This is a genomic window from Bacillus velezensis (genome assembly GCF_001461825.1).
GTDB classification, from domain to species: Bacteria; Bacillota; Bacilli; order Bacillales; family Bacillaceae; genus Bacillus; species Bacillus velezensis.
In genome coordinates, this window is sequence record NZ_LLZC01000018.1 from 44424 (window position 1) to 63772 (window position 19349).

Sequence of the window (19349 nt, forward strand, 5' to 3'; positions counted from 1 at the left end):
TTTTATCAGAAAGGGGCAAACAGAACTTTACCGCCGAAAAAAGAGGTATTCATACGTATTTTTTTGCTTTTTGAATCGAAATCGGGCTGTAATCACCGTTTATTTTGCAAAATATGAGATTTGCAATCACATTGAAATATAACTGTAATAAAAATTGTCGAAACATGATGGTATAATGAGTCTCGTACATAAGAGATTAGTTTATTTTACATGTGCTGTATAATCTATACCAATTTAAAAGATTTAAAGATTCATACATAAAAATCATCAGCCTCACGGGTATGTGAGGGAGCGTAACTTTGATGTTCATAATAGAATTCCAAATGAGAACAGGTTTAAAGTAAAAGGGAGGAAAGAAAAAGTGAAAAAGAGTTTATTAACACTTGGTTTGGCTTCCGTCATCGGGACAAGCAGTTTTTTGATCCCGTTTACAAAAACTGCATCGGCGGAAACATTAGACAGCAAAAAAGCGAAAATTGAAAGCAAGCAATCTGAGGTGGCTTCAAGCCTTGAAGCAAAAGAAAGAGAATTGTCTAAGCTTCAGGACAAGCAGGCTAAGATTGAAAAAGAACTGAAAGACATTAACGCTAAAGCGTTGGATACAAGCAATAAAATCGAAGATAAAAAAGCTGAAAACGAAAAAACGAAAAAGCAGATCGCTGATTTGAAAAAAGAAATCAAAGAAACAGAAGCGCGTATTGAAAAACGCAATGAAATCCTGAAAAAACGCGTTCGTTCTTTACAGGAAAACGGCGGTTCTCAAGGATACATAGATGTTCTTTTAGGGGCGACAAGCTTCGGAGACTTCATTTCCCGTGCGACTGCGGTATCTTCTATCGTTGATGCGGATAAAGAGCTGATCAAACAGCAGGAGCAGGATAAAGCGAAACTCGAAGACGCAGAAGCTGAACTTAACGTGAAGCTGAAAAAAGTTCAAGATGATCTTGCGAAACTCGAGTCTATGCAAAAAGACCTGAACAAACAGCTTGATCAGAAAGACAAGCTTTTTGACGAAGCGAAAAACGGACAGAAAAAAGCGGCTTCCGCTATCTCTGATCTGAAAAAAGAAGCATCAAAGCTTGCAAACGAAAAAGCTGACACTGAAAAAGAACAGAAGCGCATTAAAGCTGAGCAGGCTGCAGCGGCTGCCCTGATCAAAAAACAGGAAGAAGCGCAAAAAGCTTCTGAAGACCAAAACCAAAAAGATGACAGCCAGCCGGCACCGGCGGTTAAAACTGTGAAAAAAGCGGCTGTTTCAACATCATCTGATTCATCTGACAGCTCAAGCAAACCGAAGAGCACTTCAGGCGGATCATCTCATAACAGCGGCGGTTCAGATGATTCTGACGGCGGATCTGTTATTTCAAATTCAGGCGGTATTGAAGGCGCGATCAGCGTAGGTTCAAGCCTTGTGGGTCAATCCCCGTACAAATTCGGCGGCGGACGCACTCAATCTGATATTAACAACCGTATTTTTGACTGCTCTTCATTCGTACGCTGGGCTTATGCTAACGCAGGCGTTAACCTCGGACCTGCAAGCGGCACAAACACAGATACATTAATCGGAAGAGGTAAAGCAGTAAGCGCGTCTGACATGAAACGCGGAGACTTAGTATTCTTCAATACGTATAAAACAAACGGCCACGTCGGCATCTACTTAGGTAACGGAACGTTCCTGAACGATAATACATCACACGGTGTATCCATTGATTCTATGAGCAATCCTTACTGGAAGAAAGCATTCAACGGCAATGTAAGACGTGTCGTGCAATAATGAATAAGACAAGGGCCTTCTATCCCGGAAGGCTCTTTCTTTATTTGTATACCCGCTCAGGAGCTGTCTAATCACGGTTTTTCAGAAAAATGAGCAAAAAAATAGCGAATTGCCCTCAGATTTAATAGGATATGGGTAAGGAATACGATTGATGGGGATTCTTAGTCATATAGGGTGCGCCCCATTTCGAAAAGGAGTGAATCATGGTGTCAGAAGAAAAAATTTATGATGTGATCATTATCGGCGCGGGTCCGGCGGGGATGACCGCTGCTGTTTACACATCACGAGCGAACTTATCCACATTAATGATCGAAAGAGGAATTCCGGGCGGCCAGATGGCCAACACGGAGGATGTTGAAAACTATCCGGGTTTTGAAAGCATTCTCGGCCCTGAACTTTCTAATAAAATGTTTGAACATGCGAAAAAATTCGGTGCGGAATATGCGTACGGCGATATTAAAGAAATCGTTGACGGCAAAGAATATAAAACGGTCAAAGCCGGTTCAAAAGAATATAAAGCGCGCGCCATCGTCATTTCTGCCGGAGCGGAATACAAAAAGATCGGCGTTCCCGGCGAAAAAGAACTGGGCGGCCGCGGCGTATCGTACTGCGCGGTTTGTGACGGCGCGTTCTTTAAGAATAAAGAGCTTGTCGTTGTCGGCGGCGGAGACTCCGCCGTTGAAGAAGGCGTCTATCTGACACGCTTCGCTTCAAAAGTCACCATCGTTCACAGACGTGACAAATTGCGGGCGCAAAGCATTCTTCAGGCGCGTGCTTTTGACAATGAGAAAATTGACTTCAAATGGAACAAAACCGTAAAAGAAATCCATGAGGAAAACGGAAAAGTCGGCAGACTTACTCTTGTGGATACCGTGACGGGAGAAGAAGAAGAATTCAAAGCTGACGGTGTCTTTATTTATATCGGTATGCTTCCGCTTTCTAAACCGTTCGAAAACTTGGGCATCACAAATGAAGAAGGCTACATTGAAACAAATGCTCAAATGGAGACAAAAGTTCCGGGCATTTTCGCCGCGGGAGACATCCGTGAAAAAACGCTCCGCCAGATCGTAACGGCGACAGGCGACGGAAGTATTGCGGCTCAAAGCGTTCAGCATTATGTGGAAGAGCTTGAGGAAACGCTCAAAACCGTTAAATAATCACTGTAATGTTCAGTTTTTGAATCGTTACTGTGTTTTAATTACGCTGTAACACGGGTGAAATACTGATGTTTTAAGATGAATGTAGTAATTGACCCCCTTTTTAATGAATACACTTTGGCACGGATTCCAATATCCGTGCCCTTTTTTTGCGATTTTCTGTTTTCTGTCAAATAAAAGAAAAGGATGTCGGTGTCTCTGCATTGTGAGAGACATGCCGAAACGGTATAATGAAGAGACGATGATTTGTTGAGAAGGTTAGGTGACGTACTTGTGCAAAGAGTGACAAATTGTGTGCTGCAGACAGATGATCAGGTTCTCCTTCTCCAAAAGCCGAGACGGGGCTGGTGGGTCGCGCCCGGCGGGAAGATGGAAAGCGGCGAATCCGTCAGAGATTCCGTCATCAGAGAGTACAGAGAAGAGACGGGCATTTATATACTAAATCCGCAGTTAAAAGGCGTGTTTACCTTTATTATTAAGGAACAGGAACAAATCGTGTCAGAGTGGATGATGTTTACTTTCGTCGCCGACTCGTACACGGGGCGGAATGTCGCTGAATCAGAGGAAGGCGTTCTGAAGTGGCATGACGTAAAAGATATCCACAGCCTTCCGATGGCCCCCGGAGACGGGCATATCCTTGATTTTATGATCAAGGGCCAAGGGCTTTTGCACGGCACCTTTACGTATACGCCGGACTTCGAGCTGCTCAGTTATCGTTTAGATCCGCAGCTTATCAAATAAAAGAAAGACCGCAGGGGGGAGAAAGATGAGTATGAATGAAAACCATGATATTCAGCTCGTCATCATTACGGGAATGTCCGGAGCGGGGAAAACCGTCGCCATTCAAAGCTTTGAGGATCTCGGCTATTTTTGCGTCGACAATCTGCCGCCTTCCTTGCTGCCGAAATTTTTGGAGCTGATGAAAGAATCAAGTTCAAAAATGAGCAAGGTCGCGCTTGTCATGGATCTGCGGGGACGCGAATTTTTTGACAGGCTGATTGAGGCGCTGGATGAAATGGCGGAAAATCCGTGGATTACACCGCGTATTCTCTTTTTAGACGCTAAGGATTCCATTCTTGTGACGAGATACAAAGAAACGAGGCGTTCTCACCCGCTGGCCGCTACCGGGCTTCCTCTTGAAGGAATCGCGCTGGAACGCCAGCTGCTTGAAGAATTGAAAGGGCGCTCTCAGCTGATCTATGACACATCGGATATGAAACCGCGTGATCTGCGTGAAAAAATCGTGGCGCATTTCGCCACGAACCAAGGTGAAACATTTACAGTGAACGTAATGTCATTCGGGTTCAAATACGGGCTTCCGATAGATGCCGACCTCGTGTTTGATGTAAGGTTTCTGCCGAATCCGTTCTACATTGAAAGCATGAGGCCGCTTACGGGGAAAGATGAGGAAGTGTCGTCCTATGTGATGAAGTGGAACGAAACACAAAAGTTTATTGAAAAGCTTGTTGATCTGCTCGGCTTTATGCTTCCGTCTTATAAGCGGGAAGGTAAAAGCCAGCTTGTCATCGCGATCGGCTGTACGGGCGGCCAGCACCGCTCCGTCACGCTCGCTGAGTATTTGGCTGACTATTTTAAAAAAGATTTCTATACTCATGTCACTCACCGGGACATTGAAAAGAGAAGCCGGAAATGAATAAGAAGCCGAAAATCGCAATCTTCGGCGGCGGAACGGGTCTGTCCGTGCTGCTTCGGGGGTTAAAGCATAAGCCCGTTGATATTACGGCGATTGTGACAGTTGCTGATGACGGCGGAAGTTCAGGCCGTCTGCGGGATGAACTTCAAATTCCGCCGCCGGGTGACATCCGTAACGTACTGGCCGCTTTGTCAGATGTTGAGCCGCTCGTTGAAAATCTGTTTCAGCACCGTTTCAACAAAGGAAGCGACTTAACCGGACATTCGCTCGGCAATTTGATTTTGGCAGCGATGACAAATATAACCGGTGATTTCTTTCACGCTGTCACCGAAATGAGCAAGGTGCTGAATGTGCGCGGCAGAGTGCTGCCGGCTGCCAACACCAGTGTCGTTCTTCACGCTGAAATGGAGGACGGGCAGGTCGTCTCCGGAGAATCGACAATCCCTTCTTACGGCCAGCGGATTAAACGGGTGTTTCTTACGCCTGAAAAAATTGATCCGCTCCCGGAAACGATTGACGTCATCCGTCAGGCCGATTTAATCATTATCGGTCCGGGAAGCCTGTACACAAGCATTCTTCCGAATCTGCTCGTGCCGAAAATCGGAGAAGAAGTCGTCAAGGCTGCGGCCAAAAAAGTATATATATGCAACGTCATGACACAGCCCGGCGAGACGCTGCAATACAGCGCGGCCGACCATGTCAAGGCGCTGAACGATCATATGGAGCAGCCGTTTATCGACACGATCTTAATCAACAATGAGGAGATCCCTGACGAAATCAAAAGCAAATATGCGAAAGAGCTGGCCCGGCCCGTCGACTTCAATATTGAAAAGCTGAAATCCATGGGGCTTGAGGTCATCAGGGATCAGATTATCACGTATAAAAATGGCGTAATCCGTCACGATACACATAAAGTGGCTTCTCTTCTTGTCGATTTATTAAGGGACTAGAGGCCTTTTGAAATGAGGTGGCTAATATGTCATTTGCATCGGAAACAAAAAAAGAACTGACGAATCTGGAAGTGAAGGACTGCTGCGCCAAGGCGGAGCTGTCCGCGCTGATTCGGATGAACGGTTCCCTGTCATTTTCAAACCGCCATCTCGTGCTTGACGTTCAAACCGAAAATGCGGCGATTGCCCGCCGCATTTATACATTGCTGAAGAAACAATATGATGTATCGGTCGAACTGTTAGTCAGAAAAAAAATGCGGCTGAAAAAAAATAATGTTTATATTGTGCGCTTTTCTGAAAATGCAAAGCTGATTTTAGAGGAATTGAAAATCCTCGGAGAGAACTTTGTATTTGAACGGAATATTTCTGAGGAACTGGTGGCGAAACGCTGCTGCAAACGTTCTTATATGAGAGGGGCGTTTTTGGCGGGGGGATCTGTGAATAATCCCGAAACCTCGTCGTACCACTTGGAAATCTTCTCGCTTTATAAGGAACATAACGATTCATTATGCGCGCTGCTGAATGAATTTCATCTGAACAGCAAAACGCTTGAACGGAAAAAAGGCTATATTACGTATTTAAAAGAGGCGGAAAAAATCACTGAATTTCTGAATGTCATCGGCGCTCACAATTCACTGCTGCGTTTTGAAGATGTGCGGATTGTCAGAGATATGAGAAACTCAGTGAACCGCCTCGTCAATTGTGAAACAGCAAACTTAAACAAAACCATCGGTGCTTCGCTCAGACAGGTGGAAAATATTAAATACATTGATGAACGGATCGGTCTTGAAGCGCTGCCGGAAAAGCTTCGCGAAATTGCGCAGCTGCGGATTGATTATCAGGAGGTCACGCTGAAAGAACTGGGGGAAATGGTTGCAAGCGGGAGAATCAGCAAATCCGGCATCAATCACAGGCTGAGAAAGCTCGATGAAATCGCAGAACAGCTGCGTACAGGACAAAGCATCACTTTGAAATAACCGTACAGAAAAGGGGAGATCTTATGGTTCAGGAGAAAGTGGAAGTGCGTTTAAAGACGGGTTTGCAGGCGCGTCCCGCTGCATTGTTTGTACAGGAGGCAAATCGCTTTGCATCAGATGTGTTTCTTGAGAAAAACGGCAAGAAAGTGAATGCCAAAAGCATTATGGGATTAATGAGCCTGGCGGTCAGCACGGGGACGGAAGTCACTCTGATCGCTGAAGGCGATGATGAAAAGGAAGCGCTGGAAAAGTTGTCCGCTTATGTGCAGGAAGAAGTGTAAACACTTTGTAAGGGGGACGGAAAGATGAATGAGTTTCTGAAAGATTGTTATCAAACGATAGGCTGGGAAAAGGATTCCCTCGATTTCAGCAACCTGCCGGAGTTTTTAAAGGCGCTCGCGTATCGGTTTCCGTTTGAAAATCGCGCGGTTTTGTCCAAAAAAGAATATGACGTCACGAAAGAAGGACTGTGGCGGCACATGGTGAAGGAACCTCATGGCGGCCTTTGTTATGACTTGAACGGACTGCTTTATTTCATCCTGAAAGATGCCGGATTTGATGTCAAATTGATCCGCGGAACGGTCTGGAAAAACGGCTGGGCGCTGCCCGGCACACATGCGGCCGTACTTCTTTCCGCCGGAGGGAATGAGTACATCGCTGATGCAGGCTTCGGCCTCAATCTCGCCATGCAGCCTGTGCCGATGTCGGGAGACGAGACGGTATCAGCGGCCGGAGCGTTCCGCGTGAGGATAGAAGAGACGGAATTCGGGACATACCTGCTTGAAATGAACAAAGGGGACGGCTGGCAGACAGGTTACGCATTTTCGCTTGAAGAAATCGATGAAAAGGACCTCAAGTCTATGAAACAAACAATCTTTGAACATGAACGCTCTCCTTTCAACAAACGCCTGCTTGCTTCAAAGCGGACACCGGAAGGGCACATGGTTCTGTCTGAACGCAATATAACAATAAAAAAACACGATGGCACGGCGGAAAACAGCAGAATAGACCGGTCAGAGTTTGAAGAAAAATTTACTGCTCATTTTATATGAAGCTCGCAGGTTCTCTGCAAAAAAAACGGCCTCCGCAGGGAAGCCGTTTTTTGTATGTGTTTATCTCATTTTTGTAAAGGTTTTATAATGATCTGTCGTCTTATAAATCAGCCAGTCGCTTGAGTAAAGAATCCTGTCTGAATTTCTGAAGCCTGATGTATAGTTAATATCCGCTTCACGCCACGTCCGTCCGCTTTTGGCAGGGAGTTTGCCTTCCCTGTTTGAGAAGATGTCTCCGCCGATGCTTTTCCCCGGAGCGACGTCTGCAAGATTCCCCTTTGATGCAACCCAGCCGAGGGCCTGTGCTTCTGACTTTGTAATGTAATTATCAGGAAGCTTATGATAGGTCTGAAGATAATCCGCAACCCCGTCAAACGTGTTGATAACCTGTGCTTCAGTGTGCGCCTTGTGAGAAGATGTATCCGTCTTGGCAGCCGTGGAAAACAGCATCCCCGCCGCGGAGAACAGCACCAGCAAACAAACGGAAATCCACGATAATCGTTTTTTCAAAGCAATACCTCCCATTTTTATCATGTGAAGCTGATTCCTTTTCATTGTATCAGCATCGAGAGAAAGGAATAGAAAGAATTTAAAAATAGTACTTTTGATCTAGCAAAAAATAAACCCCGGCTGAACGGCCGGGATTTTTCATCTCATTGAAATTCCTTCGTGAGGTTTTTCGGCGTTTTTCCGTATACGGCGTCAATCATGTTTTGTGCGGCTTGCTTGAACATATTCAAGCGGATTTTTGCCGTTGCTGACCCGATATGCGGAAGCAATGTGACGTTTTCCAGCTGCAGGAGCGGATTGTCTTCGGCGATCGGCTCTTTTTCAAACACATCTAAACCGGCGCCTTTTATCCAGCCCTCCTGCAATGCGCGGATGAGCGCTTTCTCATCAACCGTCTTTCCCCGGGAAATATTGACGAAACATGCCGTATCTTTCATCAATTTAAATTCCCGCTCTCCCATCATATGATACGTTTCGTCAGTAAGCGGCGTAATTAACAGCACAAAGTCTGATGTTTTCAGCAGTGTATCTAAGTCGGCATATGTAACCCCGAGTTCCTTCTCAGCGTCCGGTTTTCTGCTGCGGTTATAATACAGCACGTCCATGTCGAAGCCGAATTTTGCCCGTTTGGCAGCTTGTTCACCGATTCTGCCCATGCCGATAATTCCTAATGTCTGATGGTGGACATCCATACCGAAAAGAGATTCTTCCTCAACGGTTCCCCATTTGCCGGCGCGGACGAATCGATCCAATTCGGCAACCCGTCTGGCGGAAGACAGAATTAATGAAAAAGCCAGATCAGCGACAGTGTCATCTAAGGTGTACGGTGTATGAGTGCCGACAACCCCGCGTCTTTTCATTTCTTCAATATGAAAATTATCATAGCCGACTGAATTATTGCTGACGACCTTCAGCTTCGGCGCGTGATCCAGTAAATCACTGTCAATCGCCGTTCCGGATGTCAGCAGCCCTTCAGCATCTTTCATTTTTTCGTACAGTTCCTCTTTTGGAATGGTATCTTCTTTCCAGATGTCATAGCGGCAATGCTCGCCTATCATTTGTTCGACTTCCGGCGGTATCGGTTTCGCGATGAATACATAGGGTTTCAACGGGCTTCTCCTCCTTTGTCTTTCTTCTCTATTTTATTATATAAGAGAAGCGGTAACGTGAGAAATATTCAAACGCATTACGATAAATTTCTGGTTCTTTTGAACTTAAAATGAAAGAAAAAGAAACGTACATGCTTGATTTCTCCAAACAATAACAGAATCCGCCTATATTTCTGAAGGCAAAATGAGCGGAACCGCTGTTTTTAAAAGCTTTATAGGTTGGTGTAAAGATAAATTTTATTATTTTTGAAAGATATAAATGAACATAATCTGAATTTACAGTCAAATTATCGTGTCTTTTTTTGAAAGCGCTTTTGAGGCCTTTTTCTGTGCTATAATTCCTTACTGTAAGCTGGGTAAGAAGGCTTGCAATACAATCGGATGGGAGATGAATAGAAAAATGGTTTCTTTATCAAGCATTTTGGAGCACAACCAGCAGTTTGTCCAAGAAAGGAAATATGAACCTTACCAAACGACAAAATTCCCGAAAAAAAAGCTTGTCATCGTATCCTGTATGGATACAAGGCTGACGGAGCTTCTGCCGCAGGCGATGGGACTCAGAAACGGCGATGCCAAAATCATAAAAAACGCGGGAGCCATTGTTTCTCACCCATTTGGAAGTGTCATGCGGAGCATTTTGGTTGCCGTTTATGAACTGCAGGCAGAGGAAGTCTGCATCATAGGTCACCGCGAGTGCGGAATGTCGGGATTAAATGCGGCTTCCATATTAAATAAAGCGAAAGAGCGCGGCGTGGAGGACAAATGTCTCAGCCTTCTGCAGCATGCGGGAGTCGATTTGGAAACATGGCTGACCGGTTTTCACAGCGTCGAAGAAAGCGTGGCCCACAGCGTGAATATGGTCAGGCATCATCCGCTCTTGCCTGAAGAGGTGCCGGTGCACGGGCTGGTGATCGATCCGGGGACGGGGACGCTGGATGTAGTCGTTGACGGTTATGAAACAGTCAAAGGAGGATGCAGCTGACAATGCAATTTACCGGCAGATATCAGGGATACAATTTGCAGAAATTTCAGAAAGACCTAATCGCGGGAATTGTGGTCGGAATTGTAGCGATTCCACTGGGAATGGCCTTTGCCATCGCCTCGGGGGTCGGTCCGGAATACGGGCTTTACACCGTTATTGTGGCCGGAATTCTGATTTCGCTGTTGGGCGGCTCTAAATATCAGATCGGCGGGCCTACGGGGGCGTTTGTTCCCATTTTATTTGCCATTGTGATGCAGTATGGTTTTGAGAATTTACTTGTAGCCGGTTTTATGGCAGGCGTCATGCTCGTCCTGTTTGGCGTATTTAAGCTCGGAAAGATTATGAAATTCGTGCCGAAGCCGGTGATCGTCGGATTTACGGCCGGAATCGCGGTGCTGATTTTCTCGGAGCAGATTGCCCATTTTCTCGGTCTGCGCGATATTCAAAAGCATGAAAGCTTTATCCTCAACATTGCGGAAATCGGCAAGAAGATCGGAACCTTTAATTTGTACAGCATCCTCATCGCGGGAATTGCTTTGGCCATTTTGCTGTTATCAGCCAGGCTGATGCCGAAGATTCCGGGCGCGCTTGTGGCGCTGCTTGTCTCTACAGCCGCAGCGGTCATGTTTTTTCCTGACAAAATGGCGACAATCGGTTCTGCTTACGGGGAGATTCCGCGGCAGCTCCCGGCTTTTCAGCTTCCGGATTTCTCAATCGATAACATGGTGATGATGTTCCCGTCTGCTTTGATCATTGCGCTTCTCGGCGGTCTTGAATCCATATTATCGGCGATGGTCGCGGACAATATGAAAGGATCACGGCATGACAGCAATAGGGAGCTTGTCGGGCAGGGCATCGCCAATATGGCAGCGCCGCTTTTCGGCGGCATACCGGCAACGGGAGCGATTGCGCGGACCGCAACAAATATTAAAAACGGCGCAGTTTCTCCGATTTCCGGTGTTGTCCACGGAGTCACCGTCCTTCTCGTCCTGCTCGTCTTCGCCCCGCTTGCCGTTCATGTACCGCTGGCAAGCATGGCGCCGGTGTTGATGGTTGTGGCTTGGAACATGAGTGAGCGGAGGGAAGTCGCCAATATGATGCGGCTGAAAAACACTGATTCATTCGTACTGGCGGCAACCTTTTTGCTGACGGTTCTGTTTGATTTAATCATCGGCGTTTCTGCCGGTCTCGTGCTCGCTTTTGTTTTCTTTATCAGAAAAATGAGCGAATCAACAAGCATCAAAACACCGCATGCCGCTGTCAAATCGGTTAAAAATGATTCGTCCGTCAGCACATATTCCATTGAGGGGCCGCTGTTTTTCGGTTCAATTGATTCACTGGAATCATCGCTGCTGGAGAGGCTTCAGGAAAAGCCGAAGACGCTTATTCTGCTGATGAATAATGTACATTACATGGATACCTCCGCAGAAGCGGTGCTGGGGAATGTGATGAACCGGATCAAACGGCATAACGGGAGATTGATGATCGTCGGATTGCAATCACAGCCGAGAGAGCTGATCCGGAAGACAGGGCTGTTTCATAAAATCGGGAAACAGCATTTCTTTGAGCATCAGGACGAGATAACGGGATAAATTCAGATACGGCCTGTCCATGAAAAAGCGGACAGGCCGTGTTTTTATTCGGTTTCAAAGCGCTTGATCAGTTTTTCCTGATGGGCTTTCATCGCATCTTCTAACGTGATTCCGTACTTATCGGCAAGGATGGCCAGATTTCCGAGGACGTCACCCATTTCTTCAATCAGCTCCTGCCTGCGTTCAGCCTGGGTCGCGTCCTTTTCATCCGGCCGGTCTCTGCCGATTTCATATGCTCTTACCGCCCGGGCGAGCTCACCCGCCTCTTCCATTAAAAAGCCGATTCTGATAAATGGCCCGTACGCCGTCCATCCTCGTTTTTCGTAAAAATCTTTCGTCCATCGTTCTGCTTCAGCCATCTGCATGTGAAACACTCCTTATGTCCTGTATGATTCTTATTGATATTATCATATAGAGATGGGACAATATATAGTGTATTTTGATTTATTGATGTACATATATAGATGTGGAGATGAAAAAATGAAAACCATTTGTGTATTTGCGGGGTCAAACCCGGGGGTAAATGAAGAGTACAAACGCAAAGCGGCCGAACTGGGTGAATATATGGCGGAGCAGGGAATCGGCCTTGTTTACGGCGGTTCACGGGTCGGTCTGATGGGAACCGTCGCCGATGCGTTAATGGCAGGCGGCGGAAAAGCTGTCGGCGTCATGCCGAGCGGGCTGTTCAGCGGAGAGGTTGTTCATCAGAATCTGACGGAGCTGATTGAAGTCAGCGGCATGCATGAGCGGAAAGCGAAAATGAGTGAACTTGCCGATGGGTACATTGCCATGCCCGGCGGTTTCGGAACATATGAAGAGTTATTTGAAGTGCTGTGCTGGGCGCAAATCGGCATTCATCAAAAACCGATCGGGCTGTACAATGTGAACGGGTATTTTGAGCCGATGATGAAGATGGTCAAGTACAGCATTCAGGAAGGATTTTCGAATGAGTCTCATTTGAAGCTGATACACAGTTCCTCCCGGCCGGATGAGCTGATTGAGCAGATGAACAATTACTCGTACCCGATCCTTCAGAAAAAATGGACGGAAATATAAAAAAAGAGCCATCCGGCATGTGTGTGAGTCCCGGGCGGACTTCATGAAAATCGAGTTTATTTGACAATGTGAGATTTCCTTAGGGAAATCTTTTTTTATGTCCGGATTACCATCGTAGTATAATTTAACTAATTCGGATTGGCTATCTAAGCAAAAGCGGAAGGAGACGGAAAATGGCGACGTTGTCAGATGTGGCTAAGAGAGCGAATGTTTCGAAAATGACGGTGTCACGTGTGATTAATCACCCTGATACGGTAACAGATGAACTGAAAAAGCTCGTTCATTCCGCAATGAAAGAGCTGAATTACATCCCTAATTATGCGGCAAGAGCGCTTGTGCAAAACAGAACACAGGTTGTCAAATTGCTGATTCTTGAGGAAATGGATACGACCGAACCCTATTACATGAACTTGCTGACCGGAATCAGCCGGGAGCTGGATCGCCATCATTATGCTTTGCAGCTTGTGACAAGAAATTCACTCAATATCGGGCAATGCGACGGCATTATTGCCACCGGCTTGAGAAAGGCCGATTTTGAATTTGTCATCAAAGCTTTTGAAAAGCCGTTAGTCGTATTTGGAGAAAATGAAATGGGCTATGATTTCGTCGATGTGAATAACGAAAAAGGGACTTTTATGGCAACCCGCCATGTCATGGGGCTGGGGGAGCGTGAGGTTGTCTTTTTCGGCATTGATTTGGATGAGCCATTCGAACGCTCAAGAGAACAGGGGTATATTCGGGCGATGAAAGAGAGCTGCAGAGAAACGAAGCTGTTTCGGATCGCTAACAGTTCAAAAAAAAGCGAAAGCCTGGCAAGAGAAGTTTTGAAAACGCTCGGCCGGCAAGCCGCGTTTGTCTGCGCCACCGACCGAATCGCGCTCGGGGTCATTCGTGCGGTGCAGTCACTCGGAAAACGAATTCCCGAAGATGTGGCCGTTACTGGAAATGACGGTGTTTTTCTTGACCGCATTTCCTCCCCGCGGCTGACTACGGTCAGACAGCCGGTTGTGGAAATGGGAGAGGCCTGTGCGAAAATGCTGCTGAAAAAAATGAATGAAGGCGGCGCAGCTCAAGGTCATTTGTTTTTTGAACCGGAGTTAATTGTGCGGGAATCAACTTTGTGAAAGCTTGATTCTGTTATCGGTAACAAGAGAAAAACGATTGCTTCTCCCGATTTCATCATGCTACCTTCAAAGCATAAGCCAGCCTATAAAAAGGGGGAAACATGATGGAATATGCCGCAATACATCATCAGCCGTTCAGTGCTGATGCTTATTCTTATGACGGGCGGACGGTGCATATCAAAATCCGGACGAAAAAAGGTGATGCTGATCAGATTCGATTGGTTTGGGGCGATCCTTATGAATACAGCGGCGGCAGATGGTCGGCAGCCGAGCAGCCAATGAGAAAAACAGCCGCAACCCAAAATCATGATTATTGGTTTGCTGAAGTGTCGCCGCCATTCAGGCGTTTGCAATATGCATTTATTGTCTCAGACCAGTATGAAAACATCTTTTTCGGAGCGTCAGGGGTCTGTCCTGTAAATAAAAAAACGCTGGAAACGATTCATTATTATTTTAAGCTTCCGTTTGTACATGAGGCGGATACATTTCAAGCGCCTGAATGGGCGAAATCAACGGTTTGGTATCAAATTTTTCCGGAACGTTTTGCGAATGGAAGAGAAGACCTGTCACCGGAAGCTGCACTGCCTTGGGGGAGCAAGGACCCGGACGTTAATGATTTTTTTGGCGGAGATTTGCAGGGGATTATCGACAAGCTCGATTATTTAGAAGAATTAGGGGTGAACGGAATTTATTTAACTCCGATCTTCTCCTCTCCATCCAACCATAAATATGACACGCTGGATTACTATTCCATCGATCCGCATTTTGGGGATCGGGAGCTTTTCCGGACATTGGTCAGCCGGCTTCATGAGCGGGGAATGAAAATTATGCTTGATGCTGTTTTTAATCATATAGGCAGCGCTTCTCCGCAATGGCAGGATGTTGTAAAACACGGGGCCCGGTCCCGCTACAAAGACTGGTTCCATATTCACTCTTTTCCTGTGAAAGAAGACAATTATGACAGGTTTGCGTTTACGCCTGATATGCCGAAGCTGAATACGGCTAATCCGGAAGTACAGAGGTATTTGTTTGAGATTGCTTTGTACTGGATTCGTGAATTTGACATTGACGGCTGGCGTTTAGATGTGGCAAATGAAGTGGATCACGCTTTTTGGAAGGCATTCAGGCAGGCGGTAACGGCAGAGAAGCCCGATCTTTATATTTTGGGAGAGATATGGCATTCCTCCGAACCTTGGCTCAGAGGAGATGAGTTTCACGCTGTGATGAATTATCCTTTCACAGAGCCGATGATTGCTTATTTTGCTGACCGGGAGATTTCTGCTTCATCCATGGCCTATCGATTAAACGCGCACTTGATGAATGGGATGCGGCAGGCCAACGAGGTGACGTTCAATTTACTGGACAGCCATGATACAGAACGTCTTCTGACAAGGTGCGGAAATGATGAGAAAACAGCCCGCGCTCTGCTGGCCTTTATGTTTGCCCAGACAGGAGCGCCCTGCATCTACTACGGAACGGAAATCGGTCTGGACGGCGGGAGAGATCCATTATGCCGGAAGTGTATGGTTTGGGAAAAGGAAAAGCAAAACCGGGAAATGCTCAGCTTTATGAAACGCTTAATCACCTTACGCAAAAAAGAAAACGCTTTATTGACGTACGGAAGTCTTGAGTGGCATCTGCTTGATGATCAAAACGATTGTATCAGTTTTTCGAGGGTTTTCAATGGCAGGCAATTGATTTTCTATTTTAATCAGGGGAACCGGGCCGGGGAAATCCGTTTGCAAGATTTTAATATGGAGAGAAGCAGAAAAGTTTACGATGCGTGGACGGATCAGATCCTTCAACATGATGCCGCTATTGCTGTTCAGCCGGGAGAATTTTTGATTTTAAGCGCTGATGCCCCTGTCTGAATTCTGTTATCGGTAACAGGCTGAAAGGCTTTGAAACCGCTTTCTCTAACAGAGTAGAATTGTAATAGATTCATAATAAAAGGGGGAAAAGATATGGCGGGGTTCGTCAAAATGGGATTGGCTTTATTGACGGCATCAGTTTTGGCATTCTGTCTCGGGGCCTGTTCAAATTCAAAAGAATCGGCCGGCTCTGACGGCAAAAAGGTACTGACCGTGTCCGTTGAAGAAACCTATAAAAAATATATTGAAAGCATTAAAGGAGAGTTTGAAAAAGAGAATCACGTCACAATCAACATTGCAGAAAAGCAAATGTTCGATCAGCTGGAGGCGCTTCCTTTGGACGGCCCGGCCGGCAATGCGCCTGACGTTATGCTTGCCGCATATGACCGGATCGGCAGTTTGGCGCAGCAAGGCCATTTGCTTGATCTAAAACCTGCTGATACAAAAAGCTTTGGAGATAAAGAGATGCAGCAGGTAACGGTTAACGGAAAGGTGTATGGAATGCCGCTGGTGATTGAGACGCTTGTTCTGTATTACAACAAAGATCTTATAAAAAAAGCGCCGGCAACATTTAAAGACCTTGAAACATTAACAGAAGATCCCCGCTTTTCATTTGCTTCTGAAAAAGGAAAGTCAACGGGATTTTTAGCAAAGTGGACTGACTTTTATATGTCGTACGGTTTGCTGTCCGGTTACGGCGGATATGTATTCGGGAAAAACGGCACAGATCCCGGGGATATCGGCCTGAACAATAAAGGGGCTGCAGAAGCGGTGAAATATGCGGAGAAATGGTTTAAAACATATTGGCCAAAAGGCATGCAGGATAACTCAAGCGCAGACGATTTTATTCAGCAAATGTTTTTGGATAAGAAAGCGGCTGCAATCATCGGCGGGCCTTGGTCGGCTGCCAATTTTCAAGAGGCCGGCCTGAACTATGGCGCCGCTCCTATTCCGACATTGCCAAACGGAAAAGAATATGCTCCGTTTGCGGGCGGCAAAGGCTGGGTTGCTTCAAAATATACAAAGGAACCCGAGCTGGCTGAAAAATGGCTTGAGTATGCAACAAATGATGCCAATGCTTACGCCTTTTATGAGAAGACAAATGAAGTTCCGGCCAACACAGCCGCAAGGAAGAAAGCGGGGGAGCAAAAAAATGAGCTGGCGTCAGCTGTTATTAAACAATATGAGTCAGCGGCACCTGCGCCGAATATTCCTGAAATGGCCGAGGTATGGACCGGCGCTGAAAGTTTAATGTTTGATGCGGCTTCGGGGAAAAAAACAGCAAAAAAATCGGCGGATGATGCGGTAAACGTCATAAAAGAAAACATCAAAGAAAAGTATGTGAAATAAAATCGGAGGGGAAGTGTCCGTAAGAATAGAGGGCGAAAAATGAATAAAGATGATACACTTTTACACCAAAAACGGAAGGCGTCATGGTTTTTATCGATCATTCCGGGAATTGGACAGATCGCGAATCAGCAGATATCAAAGGGGATCTTATTTCTGGTCATTACGAGTTTGTTTGCTGTTGAATTATGCGTTTTCGGTATTGAGGCGCTGACCGGATTGGTTACCTTGGGAAGTGTTCCCGGTGAAGATCACTCATTATTTATGCTGATTGAAGGCACGCTGCAATTGATCTTAACGTTGATTTTTCTCATGTTCTATATCTTTTCAGTTTATGATTTCCGTCATACCGCCGCTATGAAAGCGGCGGGTTTGAAGGTGAATACAGCGGCCAAGGATATCATCCGCCATGCGGGAGATAAAGGGTTTCCTTATTTATTTACACTGCCGGCATATCTCATGATGGTGTTTGTGATTATTTTTCCTGTTTTGGTGACTCTGTTTATTGCCTTAACAAACTATGATTTTTATCATATACCGCCTAACAGTCTGATTGACTGGGTCGGCTTTAAAAATTTCTTGAATATCTTTTTTGTCGGTTCCTACCGGGAAACATTTGTGAATGTGCTGGGCTGGACCATGATATGGACAATCTGTGCAACAACGCTGCAAATCATTTTGGGGATCGTGACGGCACTTTTTGTGAATCAAGATTTTATTAAAGGCAGACGGATATTCCGAATGATTTTCTTATTTCCATGGGCTGTTCCGGCCTTTATCACAATTATGAGCTTTTCCAATATTTTTAATGACAGTATTGGGGCGATGAACACGCAGGTGATTCCATTAATTAACCACCTGCCGTTTGTGGAACTGCCGGCGATCGCGTGGAAGACTGATGCTTTCTGGACGAAGACCGCTCTGATTATGATTCAGACCTGGCTTGGCTTTCCTTATATTTATGTCATGGTAACGGGGGTCTTGCAGTCGATTCCGGGTGAATTGTATGAAGCCGCAAAGATTGACGGGGCTTCTTTTATGCAGCGTTTTCGCAATATTACATTACCGATGATTTTATTTGCGACGGCACCGGTGATGATTACACAGTACACATTTAACTTTAATAATTTTTCGATCATCTATTTGTTTAATGAAGGCGGTCCGGGAAGCGCGGGAGCCGGTGCCGGGTCGACCGATATTTTAATTTCTTGGATCTATAAACTGACAACCGGCACTTCTCCGCAATATGCTGTGGCAGCGGCCGTGACACTGTTAATATCTTTCGTCGTCATTGGAATTTCACTGATTGCTTTTAAAAAGTCAAATGCTTTCGGCAATGAGGAGGTGATGTAGATGGGTTCCAGAACGGCCGGAATGCTTACGAAAATCTGTACCTATTTATTTTTGCTGGTTTTAAGCATTGTCATTTTATATCCGCTGCTGATTACGGCTTCCTCCGCTTTCCGTGCGGGAAATGTGACGGCTTTTCAGCTCGATTTCTCAGGTTCCTGGACTTTTGATCATTTTAAGCGGCTGTTTGAAGAGACGCTCTATCTTCATTGGTACAGCAATACGCTGATTATCGCGCTGTCAGTCATGGTATTGCAGGTCACGATTGTAACGCTTGCCGGGTATACGTACAGCCGCTATCGGTTTGCGGGGCGAAAAAAGAGTCTTGTTTTCTTTTTAATCATTCAAATGGTGCCCACAATGGCAGCGCTGACTGCTTTTTATGTATTGGCCATGCTGATAGGCGCTCTTGATCAATACTGGTTTTTGACAGCGATCTATATCGGCGGCGGAATTCCGATGAACACGTGGCTGATGAAAGGTTATTTTGATACAGTTCCGAGAGAAATTGATGAGGCTGCGCGAATGGATGGAGCGGGGCATTTCAGGATATTTGCCTCCATTGTGCTGCCGCTTGTGAAGCCGATGCTTGCCGTTCAAGCGCTTTGGGCGTTTATGGCGCCGTTCGGGGACTATTTGCTGGCGAAGTTTTTGCTTCGCTCGCCGGAAAGGCTGACCATTGCAGTAGGGTTGCAGTCGTTCATTTCAAATCCGCAGCAGCAAAAAGTCGCCCTGTTTGCGGCGGGGGCTATACTTGCCGCACTGCCGATATGCATCTTGTTCTTTTTTCTCCAAAAGAACTTTGTATCCGGGCTGGCGGCGGGCGGAACAAAGGGGTAGTTCA

19 protein-coding genes are annotated in these 19349 nt (G+C 46.1%); 16 read left to right on the forward strand and 3 right to left on the reverse strand.

What is annotated here, in order from left to right; genetic code table 11:
• Positions 1-361: 361 nt before the first annotated feature.
• From cwlO to AR442_RS08900, 8 genes are all read left to right on the forward strand, one after another.
• Positions 362-1774 (forward strand): peptidoglycan DL-endopeptidase CwlO, encoded by a 1413-nt coding sequence (cwlO, locus tag AR442_RS08865; protein ID WP_007407424.1) that lies wholly within the window; start codon positions 362-364, stop codon positions 1772-1774.
• A gap of 206 nt (positions 1775-1980) precedes the next feature.
• On the forward strand, positions 1981-2931 hold the full coding sequence (trxB, locus tag AR442_RS08870; protein ID WP_007407423.1) for a thioredoxin-disulfide reductase: 951 nt from the start codon (positions 1981-1983) through the stop codon (positions 2929-2931).
• 273 nt (positions 2932-3204) lie between these two features.
• Positions 3205-3672 carry an 8-oxo-dGTP diphosphatase gene (locus tag AR442_RS08875; protein WP_003151491.1) on the forward strand — a complete coding sequence of 156 codons (468 nt, stop codon included), beginning with the start codon at positions 3205-3207 and terminating at the stop codon, positions 3670-3672.
• A 25-nt stretch (positions 3673-3697) separates the two neighbouring features.
• On the forward strand, positions 3698-4585 hold the full coding sequence (gene rapZ / locus AR442_RS08880) for an RNase adapter RapZ (protein WP_012118535.1): 888 nt from the start codon (positions 3698-3700) through the stop codon (positions 4583-4585).
• Positions 4582-5535 (forward strand): gluconeogenesis factor YvcK family protein, encoded by a 954-nt coding sequence (locus AR442_RS08885; RefSeq protein ID WP_014418964.1) that lies wholly within the window; start codon positions 4582-4584, stop codon positions 5533-5535. The genes rapZ and AR442_RS08885 overlap by 4 nt, the downstream gene beginning before the upstream one ends.
• Before the next feature lie 26 nt (positions 5536-5561).
• Complete coding sequence (gene whiA, locus AR442_RS08890) at positions 5562-6512, forward strand: DNA-binding protein WhiA (RefSeq protein WP_014418963.1); 951 nt, start codon at positions 5562-5564, stop codon at positions 6510-6512.
• Between the two features lie 23 nt (positions 6513-6535).
• A complete protein-coding gene (locus AR442_RS08895) occupies positions 6536-6793 on the forward strand; it encodes an HPr family phosphocarrier protein (RefSeq protein WP_012118534.1) in 258 nt (85 codons plus the stop codon).
• Positions 6794-6817: 24 nt separating this feature from the next.
• Positions 6818-7564: an arylamine N-acetyltransferase family protein gene (locus AR442_RS08900; protein WP_007407420.1), complete on the forward strand. Its 747-nt coding sequence runs from the start codon at positions 6818-6820 to the stop codon at positions 7562-7564.
• A gap of 60 nt (positions 7565-7624) precedes the next feature.
• Here the strand turns inward: AR442_RS08900 and AR442_RS08905 are convergent, their stop codons facing one another.
• Together AR442_RS08905 and AR442_RS08910 are read right to left on the reverse strand one after the other, a co-directional pair.
• The gene (locus AR442_RS08905) at positions 7625-8014 is read right to left on the reverse strand and encodes a ribonuclease (protein ID WP_223204413.1); all 390 of its coding nucleotides are present in this window, start codon (positions 8012-8014) and stop codon (positions 7625-7627) included.
• 203 nt (positions 8015-8217) lie between these two features.
• Positions 8218-9183 carry a 2-hydroxyacid dehydrogenase gene (locus AR442_RS08910; RefSeq protein WP_014418962.1) on the reverse strand — a complete coding sequence of 322 codons (966 nt, stop codon included), beginning with the start codon at positions 9181-9183 and terminating at the stop codon, positions 8218-8220.
• A 400-nt stretch (positions 9184-9583) separates the two neighbouring features.
• On the opposite strand from AR442_RS08910, the gene AR442_RS08915 reads away from it, so the two are divergent.
• Positions 9584-10165, forward strand: coding sequence for a beta-class carbonic anhydrase (locus AR442_RS08915; RefSeq protein WP_003151503.1), 582 nt, complete (start codon positions 9584-9586; stop codon positions 10163-10165).
• Positions 10166-10167: 2 nt separating this feature from the next.
• Positions 10168-11757 (forward strand): SulP family inorganic anion transporter, encoded by a 1590-nt coding sequence (locus AR442_RS08920; protein ID WP_014418961.1) that lies wholly within the window; start codon positions 10168-10170, stop codon positions 11755-11757.
• Positions 11758-11801: 44 nt separating this feature from the next.
• On the opposite strand, the gene AR442_RS08925 is transcribed toward AR442_RS08920, so the two are convergent.
• Positions 11802-12122, reverse strand: coding sequence for a MazG nucleotide pyrophosphohydrolase domain-containing protein (locus AR442_RS08925; RefSeq protein ID WP_014418960.1), 321 nt, complete (start codon positions 12120-12122; stop codon positions 11802-11804).
• A gap of 115 nt (positions 12123-12237) precedes the next feature.
• Here AR442_RS08925 and AR442_RS08930 point away from each other — a divergent pair, with 115 nt between their 5' ends.
• The 6 genes from AR442_RS08930 to AR442_RS08955 all read left to right on the forward strand — a co-directional run bounded on the left by AR442_RS08930 (position 12238) and on the right by AR442_RS08955 (position 19345).
• The gene (locus tag AR442_RS08930; protein WP_014418959.1) at positions 12238-12813 is read left to right on the forward strand and encodes an LOG family protein; all 576 of its coding nucleotides are present in this window, start codon (positions 12238-12240) and stop codon (positions 12811-12813) included.
• Between the two features lie 173 nt (positions 12814-12986).
• Positions 12987-13937, forward strand: a complete 951-nt coding sequence (locus AR442_RS08935; RefSeq protein WP_014418958.1) for a LacI family DNA-binding transcriptional regulator — start codon at positions 12987-12989, stop codon at positions 13935-13937.
• Positions 13938-14038: 101 nt separating this feature from the next.
• A complete protein-coding gene (locus tag AR442_RS08940) occupies positions 14039-15808 on the forward strand; it encodes a glycoside hydrolase family 13 protein (RefSeq protein ID WP_014418957.1) in 1770 nt (589 codons plus the stop codon).
• 93 nt (positions 15809-15901) lie between these two features.
• Positions 15902-17158 (forward strand): extracellular solute-binding protein, encoded by a 1257-nt coding sequence (locus tag AR442_RS08945; protein WP_014418956.1) that lies wholly within the window; start codon positions 15902-15904, stop codon positions 17156-17158.
• 39 nt (positions 17159-17197) lie between these two features.
• Positions 17198-18508: a carbohydrate ABC transporter permease gene (locus tag AR442_RS08950; protein ID WP_014418955.1), complete on the forward strand. Its 1311-nt coding sequence runs from the start codon at positions 17198-17200 to the stop codon at positions 18506-18508.
• Positions 18509-19345, forward strand: a complete 837-nt coding sequence (locus tag AR442_RS08955; protein ID WP_014418954.1) for a sugar ABC transporter permease — start codon at positions 18509-18511, stop codon at positions 19343-19345. It abuts the gene before it with no gap.
• Positions 19346-19349 lie beyond the last annotated feature (4 nt).